16 protein-coding genes and 1 tRNA gene are annotated in these 18,993 nt (G+C 61.2%); 7 read left to right on the top strand and 10 right to left on the bottom strand.

The window, feature by feature from the left end; translation table 11 throughout:
- Positions 1-500 precede the first annotated feature (500 nt).
- Both FY112_RS22075 and FY112_RS22070 read left to right on the top strand, forming a co-directional pair.
- On the top strand, positions 501-941 hold the full coding sequence (locus FY112_RS22075; RefSeq protein WP_017959742.1) for a glyoxalase superfamily protein: 441 nt from the start codon (positions 501-503) through the stop codon (positions 939-941).
- Between the two features lie 73 nt (positions 942-1,014).
- A complete protein-coding gene (locus FY112_RS22070; RefSeq protein ID WP_151519284.1) occupies positions 1,015-2,382 on the top strand; it encodes an MATE family efflux transporter in 1,368 nt (455 codons plus the stop codon).
- A gap of 44 nt (positions 2,383-2,426) precedes the next feature.
- Here the strand turns inward: FY112_RS22070 and FY112_RS36885 are convergent, their stop codons facing one another.
- The 8 genes from FY112_RS36885 to FY112_RS22035 all read right to left on the bottom strand — a co-directional run bounded on the left by FY112_RS36885 (position 2,427) and on the right by FY112_RS22035 (position 10,772).
- The gene (locus FY112_RS36885; RefSeq protein ID WP_181018262.1) at positions 2,427-2,588 is read right to left on the bottom strand and encodes a hypothetical protein; all 162 of its coding nucleotides are present in this window, start codon (positions 2,586-2,588) and stop codon (positions 2,427-2,429) included.
- Between the two features lie 102 nt (positions 2,589-2,690).
- Entirely contained in the window at positions 2,691-3,509 is an 819-nt protein-coding gene (locus tag FY112_RS22065) for an AraC family transcriptional regulator (protein ID WP_151519283.1), read from the bottom strand.
- Between the two features lie 51 nt (positions 3,510-3,560).
- Positions 3,561-3,788, bottom strand: a complete 228-nt coding sequence (locus tag FY112_RS22060; protein WP_151519282.1) for a DUF1127 domain-containing protein — start codon at positions 3,786-3,788, stop codon at positions 3,561-3,563.
- Between the two features lie 89 nt (positions 3,789-3,877).
- Positions 3,878-4,675 carry a 5-deoxy-glucuronate isomerase gene (gene iolB, locus FY112_RS22055; protein WP_151519281.1) on the bottom strand — a complete coding sequence of 266 codons (798 nt, stop codon included), beginning with the start codon at positions 4,673-4,675 and terminating at the stop codon, positions 3,878-3,880.
- Between the two features lie 166 nt (positions 4,676-4,841).
- Complete coding sequence (iolE, locus tag FY112_RS22050; RefSeq protein WP_151519280.1) at positions 4,842-5,759, bottom strand: myo-inosose-2 dehydratase; 918 nt, start codon at positions 5,757-5,759, stop codon at positions 4,842-4,844.
- 66 nt (positions 5,760-5,825) lie between these two features.
- Positions 5,826-7,676 carry a 3D-(3,5/4)-trihydroxycyclohexane-1,2-dione acylhydrolase (decyclizing) gene (gene iolD / locus FY112_RS22045; protein ID WP_131708435.1) on the bottom strand — a complete coding sequence of 617 codons (1,851 nt, stop codon included), beginning with the start codon at positions 7,674-7,676 and terminating at the stop codon, positions 5,826-5,828.
- A 193-nt stretch (positions 7,677-7,869) separates the two neighbouring features.
- The gene (gene iolC / locus FY112_RS22040) at positions 7,870-9,804 is read right to left on the bottom strand and encodes a 5-dehydro-2-deoxygluconokinase (RefSeq protein WP_017959749.1); all 1,935 of its coding nucleotides are present in this window, start codon (positions 9,802-9,804) and stop codon (positions 7,870-7,872) included.
- 92 nt (positions 9,805-9,896) lie between these two features.
- On the bottom strand, positions 9,897-10,772 hold the full coding sequence (locus FY112_RS22035; RefSeq protein ID WP_065279435.1) for a MurR/RpiR family transcriptional regulator: 876 nt from the start codon (positions 10,770-10,772) through the stop codon (positions 9,897-9,899).
- Between the two features lie 207 nt (positions 10,773-10,979).
- Between FY112_RS22035 and FY112_RS22030 the strand changes: the two genes are divergently transcribed.
- The 4 genes from FY112_RS22030 (at position 10,980) to FY112_RS22015 (ending at position 15,241) form a co-directional block, all read left to right on the top strand.
- On the top strand, positions 10,980-12,095 hold the full coding sequence (locus FY112_RS22030) for a Gfo/Idh/MocA family oxidoreductase (protein WP_151519279.1): 1,116 nt from the start codon (positions 10,980-10,982) through the stop codon (positions 12,093-12,095).
- Between the two features lie 86 nt (positions 12,096-12,181).
- Positions 12,182-13,399, top strand: coding sequence for an FAD-dependent oxidoreductase (locus tag FY112_RS22025; RefSeq protein WP_151519278.1), 1,218 nt, complete (start codon positions 12,182-12,184; stop codon positions 13,397-13,399).
- A 169-nt stretch (positions 13,400-13,568) separates the two neighbouring features.
- Positions 13,569-13,659: transfer RNA gene (locus FY112_RS22020), tRNA-Ser, on the top strand.
- 559 nt (positions 13,660-14,218) lie between these two features.
- On the top strand, positions 14,219-15,241 hold the full coding sequence (locus FY112_RS22015; RefSeq protein WP_151519277.1) for a porin: 1,023 nt from the start codon (positions 14,219-14,221) through the stop codon (positions 15,239-15,241).
- Positions 15,242-15,341: 100 nt separating this feature from the next.
- On the opposite strand, the gene FY112_RS22010 is transcribed toward FY112_RS22015, so the two are convergent.
- Together FY112_RS22010 and FY112_RS22005 are read right to left on the bottom strand one after the other, a co-directional pair.
- Positions 15,342-16,238, bottom strand: coding sequence for an alpha/beta hydrolase (locus FY112_RS22010; RefSeq protein WP_151519276.1), 897 nt, complete (start codon positions 16,236-16,238; stop codon positions 15,342-15,344).
- 65 nt (positions 16,239-16,303) lie between these two features.
- The gene (locus FY112_RS22005) at positions 16,304-18,379 is read right to left on the bottom strand and encodes a lytic transglycosylase domain-containing protein (RefSeq protein ID WP_131708434.1); all 2,076 of its coding nucleotides are present in this window, start codon (positions 18,377-18,379) and stop codon (positions 16,304-16,306) included.
- Positions 18,380-18,593: 214 nt separating this feature from the next.
- Here FY112_RS22005 and FY112_RS22000 point away from each other — a divergent pair.
- The coding region (locus FY112_RS22000) for a dihydrodipicolinate synthase family protein (protein WP_181018261.1) at positions 18,594-18,993 on the top strand (400 nt) is incomplete at its 3' end.

Raw genomic sequence — 18,993 nt, 5'->3', positions numbered from 1 at the left:
CGGCAAGCGTGATCGTGCGGATCAGGCAGCGCACCTGGGTGCCGGTGCTGAGGTGATGGCCGACGAAGATGATGTTGCCGGGCCTGTCGAGATTGAATTCCCTATAGGCACGTTCCGGCCTGGGGTGTTCTGTGTCGAGGTGCATCTGAAAGGCCCTTTTAGCCTCCGCTTATAATATGACAGGATATTACTTCAAGAATGCTGATATTTACTGAAGAACACCGCTAAGATTGAATGTTTATGTGAAAGCCGCGGGAAAATCGCACCAATTTCGCGCAGATTTGCCCCAAAGCTGTGCATTCCTGAGGCAGATGCGCCATTCTTGACATGTCGGCGGCGTTCGCGCATACAAAGGCCGGTTCGAGGCACCGGCCGCTCGCGGATGAAAAATCCATGGTGAAGTCCTCGCGATCATGGTCACGGCGCTTTGTGCATGCTGACTGACGGCAATGCGAGCCCCCATTCGCAGTCGAAGAGCATGCCTTGCGAAGGCTAACGCCATGACGACGACCTATCCTGCCATTGATGAATTGAAGGCCCAGGCCAAGCGCCTGCGCCAGGCGATGAACGATCGCGGCACCACGCTGACCCACAGTGCTGCCCTGGAAATGATTGCCCGCCAGCATGGCGCGCGCGATTGGAATACGCTCGCAGCCCTTGCGGCAAAGCCCAATGCTAGCCCGAAGACGCCGCTCTTCGTCGGCGCGCATATTCGCGGTCGCTATCTCAATCAGCCGTTCACCGGCGAAGTCCTGGCGCTTTCGGCCCTGCCGGGCGGCGACCTGCATAGGATCACCATCCACTTCGACGAGCCGGTGGATGTCGTCACCTTCGAGAGCTTCTCGGCCTTTCGCCAGCGTGTGAACGCGCAGATCGATGCCGACGGTGTGTCGCCGAGGAAGACCTCGAACGGCGTGCCGCATCTGGTGCTCGATCTCTAGATTGTTTTGTCCTTTTGAGGCTGTCGATCCGGATAATTTAGCCGGATCGGCCTCATATCGCACGGATTTCTCCATGCCCGATCTTTCTGAAGGTAATGCCTTTCTCACCGGCTGGCTGCCAGGCGTCTTCATCAAAACGGCGGCACCGATCGTCGCGAGCACCACCGTCAACGGCCTGTTCACCGTCGTCGATGCCTATTTCCTCGGCGCCTATGTCGGCCCGGACGCACTCTCTGCCGTCAGCCTGATTTTCCCGGGGCTGATGCTGCTGATCGCCCTGCAATCACTGGTCTCGAACGGCATGGCGAGTATCCTCGCCCGCCGGCTGGGTGCCGGCAATCGCGATGGGGCACGTCGGGTGTTTGCCGACGCGCATGCGCTGGCGCTCGCCGTTACCCTTATCCTCAATCTGGTCTACTGGACGGTGGGCCGGCAGATCATCGATGCCGGTGCCGCCGGCGATGCCACTGTTGCCGATGGCGCCATGCTGTTCATGGGCGCGATGATCGCCTGTGCGCCGGTCGGCTTCTTCCTGTCGCTGCATCTCGACGGATTGCGCTGCGAAGGCGAGATCGGCTTCATGACGCTGGTGACGCTGTCGGCCTCGCTTCTCAACATCCTCGCCAACTGGCTGTTCATGGCGGTGATGCATTGGGGCGTGCTCGGTTCGGCAGCTGGCTCCATCGCATCGCAATGCGTCTGCCTCGCAGCCGTACTCGCCTATCGCTGGCGCCGACCGGCGGCGCTAAGGCCTTCCCCGGGGTTGGCTCTTGCCGAATGGCGCGGCATCGTCGCCTTCGGCGCGCCGATGAGCCTCGGTTTCATCGGCATATCGCTGGCCTCGGCCGCCATTCTGATCAACGTCTCGCTCTGGAGCACGCATGATTATGTCGCGACGGTGGCCGCCTACGGCATCATCACCCGGATCATGACCTTCACCTATCTGCCGCTGCTTGGTCTCAGCATCGCCCTGCAGACGATTGCCGGCAACAATCACGGTGCCGGCCTCGGGCTCCGCGTCGGCCGCAGCCTGCAGATCGCCATGCTCGCAGCACTCGTCTATTGCACTCTGGTGGAGATCACGGTCGAATTGCTGGCCGGTCGCCTCGGCGCCCTCTTCGTCGCCGATCCGGCGATCATCGCGGAGGTCCGGCGAATTCTGCCCTGGACGATCGGCGCCTATTTCCTATTCGGGCAGATGCTGATCCTGTCGTCCTATTTCCAGTCGATCGGCGATGCGCCGCGCGCGGCGATCTTCGGCCTGTCGCGGCCCTATCTGCTCACCCTGCCGCTCACCTTCCTGCTGCCCTTCGTCTTCGGCGAGCAGGGGATCTGGATGGTGCCGGTCTTTGCCGAGGCAGGCATGTTCATCCTTGCCTTCCTGGTGCTGTCGCAGAACGCCAAACGCCGCGGCTGGCGCTACGGGCTTCTGCCCGCCTGAGACGGAAAAGCCGCGCTAGGGAGCGCGGCTTTTGCCTGGAAACGTCATTCCTTGCCTGCCGAAGCGGCCGATGTTGCGGCTTCAGCCTCGTTCAAGGCCTCGGCGCATTCCTGGCCGCAGACCTCGACAGCCTTGCCGCCAAGCTTGACGGTGATGGTCTCCGCGCCGAGTTCGCAGTCGCAGGCAGCGCATGTTGTCTTCTTCATCTGATGATCCTCCAGTTGATCGCCCCAGGATCGGGACAGGCTGATAAGATCATCGAAGACGGCATCGGCGCTGTCGAAATCTTTAGCGATCGACCTGGGCTCTTACTTCCGCCGCAGCTGTGCCGAGCGCTGGAATTCGGCCGGAGTCTGGCCGAAGGACTGTTTGAAGGAAGCGCTGAAATGGCTGTGGCTGGAAAAGCCGAGATCGAGACCGAGCGCGGTCAGATCCTCATACTGGCCGAGCATATCGAGCGCGCGGGCAAGCCTCAGCCGCAGCTGATAGCGATAGAGTGGCGTCGCCTCGACCTGTTGGAAGACCTGGGTGAGATAAACGGGCGAGACGCCCACTTCGGCGGCGATTTCCGAAAGTGTCCAGCGCCGCGCGAGATCGGAGGAAAGCACCAGCTTTGCCCGGTCGACGAGTTTCTGCCGGCCGGCACTGGCACCCGCCGCATGCGATGTGCGCTCGCCGAGCGAACGGCGCACGAGCGTCAGCGCCAATATCTCCGCTTCCAGCGTTTCGGCAACGTTGCGGCTGAGACCATGACGTAGGAGCGCAACCAGGGCCTGCGCGCGCGGATCGATCCGTCGGCGCTGGCGGCGGAAGGAAAAGGGCGGGCCGGGCTGCGCCTGCTCCTTCGGCGTAAGCTCTTCAAGCATGGATTCGTCGATCGTCAGATCGATGCAGGCGTCGCCACCCTCGATAGGGTGGCTGATCCGATATCCCTGACCGACATTGAAGAACAAGACCTGATTGGCTTCGGCCACCGTATCATTGCGGCCGACATGCCGCATGAAGACGCCGCGATAGGGATAGACGAGGCTCGTCCTGTGGGCGCATTCCTCGTCGCTCTTATGACGGCACTCGCGAATAGTGACCATCTTCGTTTTCAGAAGCGGTGCCGTTGAGAACTGCGACATTGCATATTCCGTATCAGACAGGCCAGAACCGACAGTACTTATAACAGCACTTCAGTAACGGCTGTAGACATGAACATCGCTTTCCGTCTGCCCCCTGGAAAGGCCGATATCCTTCAGCTGTTCGTCGGAAAGCTCCATTAACGCATTCAGGTTGCGTCGTTCGTTTATTTTGCGCGCCAGCCAGCGCGCTGCCGTGATTATGGCAAGGAACAAGCCGGGTCGCGTAAGACGCGAAGAGCGAATATTTCGGGCCGGTATCGTGAAGTTCGGGCTGTGCATGGTGATCCTCCATCCGTGTTTGGATGGAGGCAGTGAACCACCAGCAGCGTTTTCGCGCTGTCAGATTATTTAGCGATCGGAGGCGACGCTTATGCTTTCAGCAGCCACTCGTGCTCGGTAGCATTGTGGAATTTCCAGATCCGCTGCGGTCCGGCCATGACGTTGAGGTAATAGAGGTCGTAGCCATGGCAGGCGGCGCAGGGGTGATAGCCCTTCGGCACCAGCGTCACATCGCCGTCCTCGAGCGCCATTGCCTCGTCGAGCGAGCGATCGTCGGTGTAGACGCGCTGGAAAGCGAAGCCCTGCGGCGGGTTGAGGCGATGATAATAGGTCTCTTCCAGGAAGCTCTCGTTCGGCAGGTCGTCCTGGTCGTGCTTGTGCGGCGGATAGGAAGAGGTGTGTCCACCTGGCGTGATCACCTCGACGACCAGCAGCGCATGCGCCGAGCTGTCGTCTTCCGGCATGATATTGTTGACATAGCGCACATTCGTGCCCTTGCCGCGCGTCACCTGAGGATGCGTGCCGGGCGGGATGGCCTTTGCCTGATAGGTGCCGCCGCCGGGTGCGGAGCAGACCGCGAGCTCCAGATCGGTCTCCGCCGTCACCGACCATGTCGATTCCATCGGGATATAGAGCGCATGCGGCGCGCCTTCGAACGGATTCATGCGGCCGCCGAGCGTGCCGAAATCCTTGGTGCCGGCCGATGCCTTGCCTTTGCCGGTCACCCAGACGAGGCAGACTTCGCGATCGCCCGTCTCTCCCGAGACGGTTTCGCCCGGCTTCATCCGATGCAGATCGAAGCCGACATAGGTCCAGCCGGCGTTTTCCGGGGTGACATGCGTGACGCGGCCATGCGTGCCGGACGGTTTCACCTTGAGGTTGGGCATTGGTGTTTTTCCTCGTAAGTTGGAAAGTTCCCCTCCCCACAAGGGAGGGTTAACCTGCCGTGCTGTCTCGCCCATATTACGGTGTTCCTTTTTGCAAGGTGGCCGTTGTCTGGTGTGGGCGGTGCCTTAAGTCCCACCCCTTGTGGGGAGGGGTCTTTTGTTCCCGCTATCCCTTGGGGAAGCCTTCCGTTTCCACGGTATAGCCCGCAGCCGTCATGACGCGCATCAACTCGGCGTGGCCGATCTCGGCCATTTTCTGCGGCGGGGCCTTGCGCGGATCCTGTTCGGCCTCGACGACGAACCAACCTTCATAGCCATGATCGGCCAGCCTCTGGACGATGGCGCCGAAATCGAGCGAGCCGTCGCCAGGCACCGTGAAGGCGCCAAGTGCCACCGCATCGAGGAAGGACTGCCGGCTGCGATCCAGCCCATCCACCACAGGCTTGCGGATGTCCTTGACGTGAACATGGTTGATACGGGCGTGGTGATTCCCGATAGCGCGCAACACGTCGCCGCCGGCAAAGGCGAGATGGCCGGCATCGAGCAGCAGCGGGATGCCTTCGCCCGAATGGCGCATGAAGGCGTCGAGTTCCGGCTCGGTTTCGACCACGGCGGCCATGTGATGGTGATAGGAAAGCGGCATGCCCTGCTCGGCGCACCATTCCCCGAATTCCGTGACGCGGCGCGCATAGGCCTTCATCTCGTCATCGGAAAGGCGCGGCTTGGTCGCGAGCGGCTTGGAGCGGTCGCCCTGGATGGAGCGACCGACTTCGCCATAAACGATGCAAGGTGCATTGACCGCCTTGAACAGCGCGATCATCGGCGCGATGCGGTCCTTGTTGGCGGCAAGCCCCTCATTGACCAGCGTGCCGGAGAACCAGCCACCGCACAGCGTCACGTCGGCGGCGCGCAGGATGGGCAGCATCTCCTCGGGATTGCTGGGGAAACGGCGGCCTTGCTCCATGCCTGTAAAGCCAGCACTTCGGGACTGCCGCAGGCATTCCTCGAGGGACACATCGTCACTGAGTTCAGGAAGGTCGTCGTTCCACCAAGCGATGGGCGACATGCCGAGTTTGGCCTTCATCAACATTCTCCTTAAAAGCATTGCGGAGGAGCGGTGCCGCTCCTCCAGAAAAATGACAGCAATCGATCAGCCGACGCGCTGGGCAGCGCGTGCTTTGACATAGGCCTCATGCGCCTTGTTGACCTCACCGCGCGAGCTGACCTCAGGCACCGCGACATCCCACCAGTGGCCGCCGGCTTCCGTGGTGATCAGCGGATCGGTGTCGATGACGAAGACCGACGTGCGGTCGTTCTTCCTGGAATCGGCGATTGCCTGCTCGAGTTCCGCGATCGAGGCGACCTTGACGGCTATGGCGCCCATGCTTTCCGCGTGGGCGCGGAAATCGATCTCCGGCATCACCTCGTGATAGGAGTCCTTCAGCAGATTGTTGAAGTTGGCGCCGCCGGTTTCCATCTGCAGCCGGTTGATGCAGCCATAGCCGCGATTGTCGAGTAGGACGATATTGACCTTGAGACCGAGCATGACAGAGGTCGCAATCTCGGAATTCATCATCATGTAGGAACCGTCGCCGACCATGACGACGACATCGCGTTCCGGACGCGCCATCTTGACACCGAGGCCGCCGGCGATCTCGTAGCCCATGCAGGAAAAGCCGTATTCCATGTGATAGCTGCCGGGCGTGGTGGCCGGCCACAGCTTGTGCAATTCGCCGGGAAGGCCGCCCGCAGCGCAGAGCAGCGTCGTGTTCTCGCCGCCGATCGAGCGCACCACTGCGCCGATCACCTGCGCATCGGAGGGTAGGGCGGCATTGGTCGTCGCCATTGCCTTGGCCGCGGCCTCCATCCAGACCTTCTTCTCCGCAGCCGCCTTCTCGGCGAGTGCAGCCGGCGCCTTCCAGCCTGAAAGCCCCGCCGAAAGCGCCTTCAACCCTTCGCGCGCATCGGTCACCAGCGGATGGCTGTCGTGCTTCACCGCGTCATAGGCGGCGATATTGAGGCCGATCATCTTCAGGCTGTCGTTCTTGAACAGCGCCCAGGAGCCGGTGGTGAAATCCTGGCAGCGCGTGCCGACGGCGATGACGAGGTCCGTCTCTTCGGCGATCGCATTCGCCGCCGAAGTGCCGGTGACGCCGACCGAACCAAGCGCCAGCGGATGGCTCTCGTTGATCGACGATTTGCCGGCCTGGCTGACGACGACGGGAATGCCGTGGGCCTCGGCAAAGGCGGCAAGCTCCTTCGTCGCCTGCGAATAAAGCACGCCGCCGCCGGCAATGATCACCGGCTTCTGCGATGCCTTGATCAGCGCGATGGCATTTGCGAGTTCATCCGCATCCGGCTGCGGTCGGCGGGTCGTCCAGACTTTTTCCTCGAACAGGCTTTCCGGATAATCATAGGCCTCCGCCTGAACGTCCTGGCAGAGCGACAATGTCACCGGGCCGCAATCCAAGGGGTCGGTCAGGACCTGCATGGCGCGCTTCAGCGCCGTGATGATCTGCTCGGGCCGGGTGATGCGGTCGAAATAGCGCGAAACCGGACGGAAGGCGTCATTGGCCGAAACCGTGCCGTCGCCGAAATCCTCGATCTGCTGCAGCACCGGATCCGGCGCGCGGTTGGCGAAGACGTCGCCCGGCAGGAAGAGAACGGGAATACGATTGACATGCGCCACGCCGGCAGCCGTCACCATGTTCAGCGCCCCGGGGCCGATCGAGCTGGTGCAGGCCATGAAGCGCGTGCGGAAATTCGCCTTGGCATAGGCGATCGCCGCATGCGCCATGCCCTGTTCGTTGTGGGCGCGATAGGTCGTCAATTCATCGCGCACCTGATAGAGCGCCTCGCCGATGCCGGCGACGTTGCCGTGACCGAAGATCGCCCAGACGCCGCCGAAGATCGGCACTTTCTTGCCGTCGACGATCGTCATCTGTACTTTCAGGAAATGCGCGACGGCCTGCGCCATCGTCAACCGTATCGTCTTGCCCATCGGGTCCTCCCGCAATCTTTCTTTTCGCGTTTTCCCCTCCCCAACCCCTCAAGGGGGAGGGACTTAACTTGGGGCACCGCCTCACACCATGAGCCAGCGTCCTTTTGGACAAGACGCTGCGGTGAGAATGCAGAGAGCCCGGCAGGTTAGCCCCGCCCCCTTGTGGGGAGGGGTTGGGGAGGGGTCTTAATTCTCAGTGGAGGTCGCGCGTTTTCAGCCACGCCTCTGTCAGTTGCCGGAAGCGGCCGGCCATATCGGCGATCGCTTCCTCGTCGTTCATTTCGCCCGAAAGCCAGGCGCGCGCCGGATCGGCAAAGATCGTCCGGCCGACGGCGAAACCCTTTACGGAGGGAGCTGCCAGCGTCGCCTCGAAGCAGGAGATCAGCTCGTCGGCGGGCGCCTCGAGCCCCAGCAGCACGATACCGCGGCACCATGGATCATTTTTGGCGATCACCGCATCGATCTTTTTCCAGGCTTCACGGGATGCCTGCGGCTCCAGCTTCCACCAGTCCGGTTTGATGCCGAGCGCATAGAGCTCCTCCAGCGCGGTTGCGATCGTGCCGTCGGTGAGCGGCCCGTTCTTGCCGGCGATGATCTCCACCAGCAGCTCGCGGCCGACCTTGCGGGCGGCCTCGAACAGCGTCCGCAGCTTCTCCTGCTGCTCCGTCTTCAATTCAGCCGGATCATCAGGATGATAGAAGCACAGGCACTTGATGCAATGACCGAGCGGCCATTCGACGAGCTGCGAGCCGATATCCTGGCTGAATTCGAAGCGCAGCGGCTTCGAGCCCGGCAATTCCACCGGCCGTCCGATCCAGGAGAAATTCTTCGTCGCCGCATCGAAGAAAGCGTCGCGGCCGAAGCGTTCGTCGATCAGCATGCCGTAGCCGTCGCGGCCGTTCGAAACACGCGCCGCTGCCGCCACTGCCAGCCGCTTGAAGGCGACAATCTTCTCATGGCCGACGCCAAGCTCATCGGCGACGCTGACGAGCTGCGAACGGTGGTCGATCGCCAGCGCCATCAAAAGCGGGATTTCGCCGCGCCGGGTCGATGCCCAGTGGATATGGTTGAGCGCCTCGTCCTTGCGTAGCGCTCGGTGCTTGCTACCGGTCGTCAGGAAGAAGTCGAGTTCCGCCCAGGTCGGATATTCCGGCGAGCAGAGCAGGCGGGAGACGGCGAAGGCGCCGCATGCATTGGCCCAGGTGGCGCAGGTCTTCAGCGGCTCGTCGCGCAGGAAGCCGCGCAGGAAGCCGGACATGAAGGCATCGCCGGCACCCAGCACGTTGAAGACCTCGATCGGGAAACCCTGGCCGATGATGCCGGCTTCGAGATCGTCGGCGATCGGCCCGTCATAGACGATGCAGCCCATGGCGCCGCGCTTGAGCACGATCGTCGCCGGCGACAGCCGACGGATCTCCTTCAGCGCGCCGAGCACGTCGTCGGCGCCGGAAGCGATCAGGATTTCCTCTTCGGTGCCGACGATGAGGTCGCAATCCGGCAGCGTCTCCTTCATCTTTGAGGAGACCCGGTCGGATTTCACGTAGCGTTCGAAGCCTTCCGCATGGCCGGCAAGGCCCCAGAGGTTCGGCCGGTAATCGATGTCGAAGATCACCTTGCGGCCGTTCGCCTTGGCGATGCGGATGGCTTTGCGCTGCGCGGCCTCGGTATTCGGCCGCGAGAAATGCGTGCCGGAAACAAGAACGGCGCGCGACGATCTGATGAAATCTTCGTCGATATCACCTTCATCGAGCGCCATGTCGGCGCAGTCCGACCGATAGAAGATCATCGGCGACACGCCCTCGGCTTCGACTGCCAGCAGCACCAGCGCCGTCAGCCGCTCCTTGTCGGTGACGATGCCGTCTGTCGCGACACCTTCGCGCGCCGACTGCTCGCGGATGAAGCGTCCCATCTGCTCGTCGCCGACGCGGGTGATGAGGCCGGATTTGAGGCCGAGCCGTGCCGTGCCGATGGCGATATTGGCCGGGCAGCCGCCGACGGACTTGGCGAAGGAGCCGATATCCTCAAGCCGCGAACCGATCTGCTGGCCGTAAAGGTCGACCGAGGAACGGCCGATGGTGATCACATCAAGCGCCGGCTCCGGCTGTGAACCCGGATTCGATTGTACCATGATGTCCTCCCGCTAGATTTTGCGCGGCTTCCAGTGCCTGCGAATTTTCAATAATGAAACATCGGTTCCGATATTTTGTCAATTCGGAATGTTTATTCCATTTTGCCTTTTGCAGGTTTTGACTGCTGACTCTTGCGCCGCCGTTCGGCGATTGCAACCGGTAGTGCCATGGTGAGCGCCATCGAGGCCGAAAGTGAGCGGAAGCCGGCGAAATCGGCTTCCGCCACTTCGAACCAGTGCGTGGCGCAGGCGGCAAGCGGCGAGAAGGCCGAATCGGTGATCGCGATGACGGGGACGCCGCGGTCGGCAAGCTCCTGGCTCTGATTAAGGCTGTCGGCGGCATAGGGCGAGAAGCTTGCCGCGATCGCTGCGTCTTTCGGTGTTGCGAACTGCACCATTTCAGGGTCGACGCCGTTTGGCGAGGCGACGATCTGGTGGCGGATATTGAGCTTGGAAAAAGCGTAGGTCATGTGCGCCGTCAGCGGGTAGGAGCGCCGTTTGGCGATCAGATAGATCGTCTCGGCGCTGGCAAGGATATTCACGGCTTTGGTGAAAGTATCGCTCTGCACCGTCGCCGCCAGCCGATTGACCGACTGGTTTGCCGCGGCAATGAAGCCGGAGAGCAGATTGGCGTCCTCATCGTCGCCGCTCGATTGCTCCAGCGTGACAAGCCGCTCTTCATAGCTCAGCGTCCGGTCCCGCAATCTTTCGCGAAAGATACTCTGCAGGTCGGAAAAGCCTCCGTAACCCAGATGATGCGCCAGGCGCACCAGAGTCGACGGCTGGACGTCGGAGGCGGCCGCGATGCTCGCCGTCGTTCCGAAGGCGATTTCGTCGGGATTGCCGAGCGCGAAGGCGGCGACCTGCGCCAGCCGCTTCGGCATGCTCGCCTTGCGCTCGATGATGGTGCTGCGCAGGCTTTCGAAATCGCGCGGCACGCGTGCGTGCCTCTGGGGATCGTTATCCATGCTTGTGGCTCACGAGATGAAACAAATATTCCATATTATCGAGCATAAACGATTTCAAACGGCACGGCTAATTGTTTTTAATCCACTGTAATTGAAGGCTTTTAGACAGTCCGTCAGGAAAGGGCGCAGAAATGCCTGTGAGCAGGTCCCTTGTCAAAATGATCCAAATATTCCAAAAATCCGCGCGCAGCTCTGGAGGAGACGGAAATGAAGCCACTCGGCATCGGTTTGATCGGCACCGGCTATATGGGCAAGTGTCATGCGCTGGCGTGGAATGCGGTAAAGACGGTGTTCGGCGATGTCGAACGTCCGCGTCTCGTGCATCTGGCCGAAGCCAATGCCGGGCTTGCTGAGGCTCGTGCCGGTGAATTCGGTTTCGAGAAGGCGACGGCCGACTGGCGGGCGCTGATTGCCGACCCCGAGGTCGACGTCGTCTCCGTCACCACGCCCAACCAGTTCCACGCCGAGATGGCGATTGCAGCCCTTGAGGCCGGCAAGCATGTCTGGTGCGAAAAACCGATGGCGCCGGCCTATGCCGATGCCGAGCGCATGCTGGAAACGGCGAAGAAATCAGGCAGGGTTGCCGCCCTTGGCTATAATTACATCCAGAATCCTGTCGTGCGGCATATCAGGACGCTGATTGGCGAGGGCGCTATCGGCACGGTCAACCACATCCGCGTCGAGATGGACGAGGATTTCATGGCCGATCCCGATGTCTTCTTTTATTGGAAGAGCGAGCTTTCCGCCGGCTACGGCGCGCTCGATGATTTCGCCGTGCACCCGCTGTCGCTGCTCTGGTATCTCTTCGGCCATATCGAGGCCGTCATAACGGATATGGTCAGACCCTATGCCGACCGCCCGCTGAGCGAGGGCGGTCGCCGTGCCGTCGAAAACCACGATGGCGCCAACGTGCTGATGCGGCTTGGCGGAGGCATCTCCGCCGTGCTGATGGCGAATCGCGCCGCCTGGGGTCGCAAGGGCCGCATCGCCCTGCAGATTTTCGGCTCGAAAGGTTCGATCGTCTACGATCAGGAGCGGATGAACGAATTCGAGCTCTATCAGGCCGACGGCCGTGGCTCCGAGCAGGGCTTCCGCAAGATACTGGCGGCCCCCGCACATCAGCCTTATGATCGGTTTATCCCGGCACCAGGCCACGGCCTCGGCTTCAACGATCTGAAGATCATCGAATGCCGTGAGCTGATCCGGGCAATATCAGGCGAGCCGTCGTCGATCGTGACATTCGAAGACGGTCTCAGGATAGAGAAGTCGGTGCATGCCATGGCACAGTCTTTCCGCGAGCGCCGCTGGATCGAGATCGGCTGAATGTAAGAGGCCGCTTTCCGTTGACGGGGCGTGGGGTAGGGAATAGGCCTTGGCGTGGCGTCGGGCGCAGCTTCAGGAGTGAGATCGTGACGGATAGACTGGTGATCATCGGCGCGGGACAGGCCGGTTTCGCATTGGCTGCCAAGCTGCGTGCGTTGAAGGATACGCGCCCGATCACCCTCATCGGCGCAGAGGACGTCGCTCCCTATCAGCGCCCGCCGCTTTCAAAAAAATACCTGCTCGGCGAAATGGCTTTCGACCGCCTGCTGTTCCGCGCCGAGCACTGGTATGCGGACAATGACGTCGACCTTCGCCTTTCGACCTGGGCCGAGCAGATCAAGCCGGACAGCAAGCAGGTTCTGCTGCAGGACGGCTCCGTTCTTGATTACGGCACGCTGGCGCTGGCCACCGGCTCGACGCCGCGCCGGCTGCCGGCCGCAATCGGCGGCGATCTCGAAGGCGTCTATGTCGCCCGCGACAAGCGCGATGCCGATATGCTCGCTGACGAGATGCGCCCCGGTCGCCGTGTCCTCATCATCGGTGGCGGTTATATCGGTCTCGAGGCGGCGGCCGTTGCCCGCCATCGCGGCCTGGAAGTCACCGTCATCGAGATGGCCGACCGCATCCTGCAGCGCGTCGCGGCGAAGGAGACCGCCGACATCATGCGCGTGATCCACGAGGCCCATGACGTGGTGATCCGCGAGAAGACAGGGCTCAAGCATCTGATCGGCAAGGATGGCCGCGTCACCGGCGCCGCACTTTCCGACGGATCGGTAATCGACATCGATTTCGCCGTCGTCGGCATCGGCGTTGCCCCGAACGATCAGCTTGCCAAGGAAGCCGGCCTAGAAGTCGCCAACGGCATTGTCGTCGATGAATTCGCCCGCACCTCCGATCCGGCGATCTTTGCGGCTGGCGATTGCGCCGCACTTCCCTGGCAGGGCGGCCGCATCAGGCTCGAATCGGTGCAGAATGCCGTCGACCAGGCCGAGGCGGCGGCAGCCGTCATCGCCGGCGGCAGCGAGCCCTATGATCCGAAGCCGTGGTTCTGGTCCGACCAGTATGACGTCAAGCTGCAGATCGCCGGCTTCAATCTCGGTTACGACGAGACGCTGCTACGCGCCGGCACCCGAGAAGGCGCCCATTCGGTCTGGTACTTCAGGGAAGGCCGGCTGATTGCCGTCGATGCGATCAACGACGCAAAGGCCTATGTGACCGGCAAAAAACTGCTGGAATCCGGGACCAATCCCGATAAATCGATTCTCGCCGACCCTTCTGCCGACCTCAAGAGCCTGCTCGGCTGAGTTCGGCTTCTTCATCGAAGAGAACGAAGCACGATCAAATTCCGCGGATTTCCCCAGGAAATGCGGTTTGTTTGCGCAACCGGCTGAATTGCAGCTCGCTGCATTTCTTCTGGTGAAAACTCAAAAAACCCTTGCATTCACAGACCGGTCACCATAGTTAGGCCGCACCGGAGAGGTGGCCGAGTGGTCGAAGGCGCTCCCCTGCTAAGGGAGTATACGTCAAAAGCGTATCGTGGGTTCGAATCCCATCTTCTCCGCCATTCCGATTTCCTGAGCGTGCGTCGATCGTTAGTTTCTGGCTGGGAATCATGTTCGCTTAGTCGGCTAGGCCGGGCGGCGAAAAAATCTCTCTACCCCAAGTGAGAGAATCGCCTGCGGGAATCACCTCCCGCGCTCAAGCCACTGACAGGTGGCGAAAGCGGATCGGTGCACGTCCGGTTACGCTTCCGGCAATCATGAATCCCTCGCAAGAGCCGCACTTTGTCAAAAAAGTGTCACGAATGTGTCGCAAAGCGCATGTCCAAATCTTTGTTGGCTTGACCTAAGCCTCCGCAAAATCACGGTTTTCTTAACGAAGCATAAAGGAAATCGAGGCCGGTTGCCCGACTTGTGTCCTTTCAGCAACAGAATGTCGGGAAGGCTCCTTCAAATCCCCTGTCCGAGTAAGTTGGTGATTGCGTGACGGCTTCCGTCTTGTATTTTCAGCGTCGGAAGCAAGGGCGACTGATCGTCCACTTCTTGAAACACGGGGATGGGGCAGGGAACGCTGCTCAGCGAAAGATCCCAAACCCGATCGAAACTTTGAATTGGAGGTCATTTATGAACATCAAGAGCCTTCTTCTCGGCTCCGCTGCTGCTCTCGCAGTAGTTTCCGGTGCTCAGGCTGCTGACGCTATCGTTGCTGCCGAGCCGGAACCGGTTGAATATGTTCGCGTCTGCGACGCTTACGGCACCGGCTACTTCTACATCCCGGGCACCGAAACCTGCCTCAAGATCAACGGTTACATCCGTTTCCAGGTCAACGTTGGCGAAGATGTCGGCGGCGATTCTGACTGGGATGCATTCACCCGCGGTCAGGTTCAGTTCACCGCCAAGAGCGACACCGAGTATGGTCCGCTGACCGGCGTCATCGTCATGCAGTTCAATGCTGACAATGCCTCCGACCAGGAATCTCACCTCGACTCCGCTTACCTCGACGTCGCGGGCTTCCGCGCCGGTCTGTTCTACAGCTGGTGGGACGATGGTCTCTCCGGTGAAACCGACGACATCGGCTCGGCCGAAACACTGCATAACTCCATCCGTTATCAGTACGAAACCGGCGACTTCTACGCTGGCATCAGCGTCGACGAACTGGAAGACGGCGTTTACAAGTTCGATGAAGAAGCCAACAACGTTGGTGTTGCCGTTGGTCTCGGCGGCAAGGCTGGCGTGTTCAGCTACCAGATCACTGCTGGCTACGACGTCGACAACGAAGACGGTGCTGTCCGTGCAATGGGTACGGTTGACATCGGTCCTGGTACGCTCGGCCTCGCCGGCGTATACTCCACCGGCCCGAACTCCTACTACTCCACGGCTGAATGGGCGATTGCCGCCGAATACGCTATCAAGGCAACCGACAAGCTCAAGATCACCCCGGCCGTTCAGTACTACGGCAACTACTTCGGCGGTGACAAGGCTGTTCCGGATGACTTCGACGGTCTCGGCGATGCCTGGAAGGTTGGTCTGACGGTTGACTACCAGATCGTTGACAACTTCTACGCCAAGGTTTCGGTTCAGTACCTCGATCCGGATGATGCTGACGACTCCACTTCGGGCTACTTCCGCCTGCAGCGTGCGTTCTAATCTGATCTGACTTCGGTCAATCAGGAAAGCCCGGCTCTCGAGCCGGGCTTTTTGCATTTGGACGAATGGCCGATTGTGCCAGCTGACGAATTTCGTGTGGTTATCGGCAGGTGTCGAGAAAAGCTCGAATTGTCGTAGGGATATCGCCGAGATGCAGGAGCGGGGCGTGTCCTTGTCCTTCGGCAGCATGAAGGATCAGCCGCGCATGCCGCCGTGCCATTTCGCCGGCGGTTTCCTGTGAAAGCAGCGACGTATTTTCACCGCGGATCAGCATGAGCGGCAACCGGCTCAGGCTTTCAAATTGCTCCCAGAGATCAGGCAGCGGCTGGCTGAAATCGATCGATTTCAGTGCCTCTGCGATCGCCGGGTCGAAGTCGGCGACCGGCCGTCCATCGATATCGCGATAAAGGGCAAGCGCCATCTCGCGCCAGTCTTCCTCTGCCAGCGCGGCAAACGACGCACCATGATTTTCCTTCAATATATCGGCCGCCTCGTTCCAGTCCGCCGGTTTCCTGCCGCCGTTGAGGTAATCGCGGATCCGCGCCAGCCCCTCAGCCTCGAGCACAGGCCCGATGTCGTTGAGGATGACGGCTTCGAGAAGATCCGGCCGTGTCGTCGCGATCAGATGCAGGATCAACCCGCCCCGCGACGTGCCGATGAAGATCGCCCGCTCGATGCCAAGCGCTGTGCAGGCGGTAATGACGTCGCCGGCCTCGATGGCGAGATTGTAGTTCGCCTTGTTGTCGTCCCATGCCGAGTTTCCCCGTCCGCGCGAATCGAGCGCAATCAACCTGCGCGGCGCTGCTGTGTCCCGGGAAAGAAGCAGCGCAAGGGGATGAAAATCCCGGGTATTGCGGGTCAGGCCGGGCAGGCAGATCACCGGCAGCCGTCCGGCGGTTGCCGCCTGGTCGGGTTGGTAGTCGCGGGCATAGAGCCTCAACCCATCAGAAGAAGTGAAAAATCGTTCCTGGAAATCGCCTGCATCCATATCCGGCATCGCATCCCTCGAGACCTGTTTGATCCCGAAGATGTAGCTTGCTTTTCAAGCCGCGCCAAATGGCTTCAGGAGGCGCTGCGTCCGCCGATCAGGTCGCGCTCGATATCGGTGGGTTGGCCGAGACGGGCTTTATAAACTTCGTAATTCTCCATCACGCGCTGCACGTAGTTGCGCGTTTCGGGGAAGGGGATGCGCTCGATCCAGTCGACGATCTCGTCGATCGGCCTGCCGCGCGGATCGCCGTAGCGGCCGATCCATTCCGGCACCCGCTTCGGCCCGGCATTATAGGCAATGAAGGTGAGGACATAGGAGCCGCCGAAGGCGTCGATCTGCTCGCCGAGATAATGCGCGCCGAGTGTCGCGTTATAGCCGGCATCGGCCGTCAGCTTGTCCTTGGAAAAGGCGATGTTGTGGCGCTTGGCCACCGCCTGGGCTGTTCCCGGCAGAAGCTGCAGCAGGCCGCGCGCGTTTGCCGCCGATACGGCGGCCGGGTTGAAGGCGCTTTCCTGCCGGGCAATGGCATAGGCAAGCGCCTTGCCGGAGCCGGTTATATTGGCGTTCGCCGGGATGACGCCGACCGGAAAGGCAAGCGCTGCGACATCGATGCCGCGTCCATAGGCGATCTTGCCGATCTGCAGCGAGAGATGATGATCGCCGGATTGCTCGGCCCGTGCCGCAAGGACAGCCAATTCACCGGGGCTTTGCAGTTGATCGGCGAGTGCGAGATAGAGAATGGCGGCCCGCCATCCATGGCCGGCGGCCTCCAGCCGGGCGATCGCCTGCACGGCTTCGCGTGCCTGGAAGCGTTGCCGGTCGGCCGTGCTCGGTGCGGGATAGGTGACATTAAGCGTCTTTCGCCCCAGCCTTTCGGCCGCGAGCTGGCCATAGAAAGTGCCGGGAAAATTCGCCGCCTTCGCATAGAATTCGCTGGATTTGCCGGGGCCTCCGGCCTCCGCTGCGCGTCCCAGCCAATACCAGGCGCGTGAAACCGAGATCGGCCCGTTTGATGTCTGGAGGATCTTGCGGAAATGTCTTTCCGCCGTTTCCGGGTCCTGCAGGCCGCGAAGCGCGTACCATCCGGCATGGAATTCAGCCTCGACGATATCCGTCGGGCTGGTTGCCGCGTAGTTTGCGACGATGCGATATGCAGGCTTGAACTGTCCCTGGTCGACGAGACCACGGCTGATGATGCGCTGCTCGTTCCACCATTCGCCGGAATTGACGAGTTCGCTACGCTCGGGTGGCATCTGCTCCAGAAGCACAGCGGCTTCGGCATATTTGTCTTGCTTGCGCAGATATTCGATCCGCGCAAACAGCAGGCCGGCATCGCCGCGCCATTTCGCATCGACGGCGTTGAGGACCGCGCCGGCGTTGCCGGCTTTGGCGTCGACGGCAGCCCAGGCCGTGTAGAGCGACTGCGCCTGGCCCATGTCTCCGAAGCGCTTGGCCTGCGCCACCCGGCCGCGATACATTAGATAGTCCATCCGCGCCTTATGGTCGGCAGGCGTCAACAGCGCGGAAAACTCGATGAGGATCTTGTCCTCGGTCGCCTTGTCGAGAGCCTCTCCGCGCCAGACCTTGCGGATATATTTTGCCGCCTGCGCCTGCTTGCCTGACGCAACCAGCGCCCGGCCGAGGATGACGGCGCCCTGCATCGTCTCGGGCGCGGTATCGCCGAAGGCGGCGAGCACGGCGGAAGGGGCGGGATTTTCGTCATAGATCGCGCGTTCGGAATAGGCGCGCAGCCGCGAAAGACCCGGCCAGCTCTTGAGCTCTTGCGCGGCGCTGGCGATTTCAAAAGAAGGAACACCCTTCAATCCGGAAACGGCGATCGCCCAGGTGAGGATATGGCGGTCGAGCGTCCCGTCGCGCATGCCGTTGCGGATCGAAAGTGCCAGCTGCGGGTCCTTGTCGGAAAGCGCGTCGAGGCCGGCTTTCAGGTCGCCGTTGACGGGCGCGATGGCCGGATTGCGCGGAATGGCGCCTGTTGTGATCGATTCCGGTATGGCTGTCCCGGGAATGAAGCCGAGTGGCTTGACGGCAGGCATGGGAGTGCTCTCACCGGGAAGCGGCGACGCAACACTGTTCCACGCGGCGGCAATGAAGCCGAAGGCGGACAGAATCAGGACAGCTTTCTTCATCCGGGATCTCGCAACGAAAACACGCCCTGCCATTTGGCTAGAGGCATCTTAACGAAACCTTACCGTACCAGGTAAAATTCATTCACATCTGCTATCGGAATTTGCCCTAAACCGAACTCTGCGCGCTTGTCGCGATGATTTCGGCGCTCTATGGTGCGCAACTCATATTCATGGAATGCGGCCGAAGCAAGGATTTGGTCGTGAGGAGCTTTGCATGTTCAATGGGTCCATTCCCGCCCTCGTCACCCCCTTCACGGATGCCGGATTGATCGACGAAGACAGCTTCGCCGGTCATGTCGACTGGCAGATCAAGGAGGGCAGCGGTGGTCTCGTTCCGGTCGGCACGACCGGCGAATCTCCAACGCTGTCGCATGCCGAGCACAAACGGGTCGTGGAACTCTGCATCGAAGTTGCCGCAAAACGCGTTCCCGTCATGGCCGGCGCCGGCTCGAACAATACGCGTGAGGCGATCGAGCTTGCCCAGCATGCGGAAAAGGTCGGTGCAAACGCCGTTCTGGTCGTCACCCCCTATTACAACAAGCCGACGCAGAAGGGTTTGATCGCCCATTTTTCGGCAATCGCCGAGGCCGTCGATCTGCCGATCTATATCTATA

The sequence above is a fragment of the Rhizobium sp. PEPV16 genome (assembly GCF_008919455.1).
Taxonomy (GTDB): domain Bacteria; phylum Pseudomonadota; class Alphaproteobacteria; order Rhizobiales; family Rhizobiaceae; genus Rhizobium; species Rhizobium leguminosarum_Q.
This window is presented reverse-complemented; position numbering and strand designations above follow the sequence as displayed.

What these genes read in the sequence shown, in the direction of transcription:
- FY112_RS22060 (WP_151519282.1), bottom strand. Translation starts at nt 3,788, where the DNA reads ATGCACAGCCCGAACTTCACGATACCGGCCCGAAATATTCGCTCTTCG.
- FY112_RS22005 (WP_131708434.1), bottom strand. Translation starts at nt 18,379, where the DNA reads ATGAAGAAAGCTGTCCTGATTCTGTCCGCCTTCGGCTTCATTGCCGCC.
- FY112_RS22010 (WP_151519276.1), bottom strand. Translation starts at nt 16,238, where the DNA reads ATGCCGGATATGGATGCAGGCGATTTCCAGGAACGATTTTTCACTTCT.
- FY112_RS22015 (WP_151519277.1), top strand. Translation starts at nt 14,219, where the DNA reads ATGAACATCAAGAGCCTTCTTCTCGGCTCCGCTGCTGCTCTCGCAGTA.
- FY112_RS22075 (WP_017959742.1), top strand. Translation starts at nt 501, where the DNA reads ATGACGACGACCTATCCTGCCATTGATGAATTGAAGGCCCAGGCCAAG.
- iolC (WP_017959749.1), bottom strand. Translation starts at nt 9,804, where the DNA reads ATGGTACAATCGAATCCGGGTTCACAGCCGGAGCCGGCGCTTGATGTG.
- iolD (WP_131708435.1), bottom strand. Translation starts at nt 7,676, where the DNA reads ATGGGCAAGACGATACGGTTGACGATGGCGCAGGCCGTCGCGCATTTC.
- FY112_RS22070 (WP_151519284.1), top strand. Translation starts at nt 1,015, where the DNA reads ATGCCCGATCTTTCTGAAGGTAATGCCTTTCTCACCGGCTGGCTGCCA.
- FY112_RS36885 (WP_181018262.1), bottom strand. Translation starts at nt 2,588, where the DNA reads ATGAAGAAGACAACATGCGCTGCCTGCGACTGCGAACTCGGCGCGGAG.
- FY112_RS22035 (WP_065279435.1), bottom strand. Translation starts at nt 10,772, where the DNA reads ATGGATAACGATCCCCAGAGGCACGCACGCGTGCCGCGCGATTTCGAA.
- FY112_RS22065 (WP_151519283.1), bottom strand. Translation starts at nt 3,509, where the DNA reads ATGTCGCAGTTCTCAACGGCACCGCTTCTGAAAACGAAGATGGTCACT.
- iolE (WP_151519280.1), bottom strand. Translation starts at nt 5,759, where the DNA reads ATGAAGGCCAAACTCGGCATGTCGCCCATCGCTTGGTGGAACGACGAC.
- FY112_RS22030 (WP_151519279.1), top strand. Translation starts at nt 10,980, where the DNA reads ATGAAGCCACTCGGCATCGGTTTGATCGGCACCGGCTATATGGGCAAG.
- iolB (WP_151519281.1), bottom strand. Translation starts at nt 4,675, where the DNA reads ATGCCCAACCTCAAGGTGAAACCGTCCGGCACGCATGGCCGCGTCACG.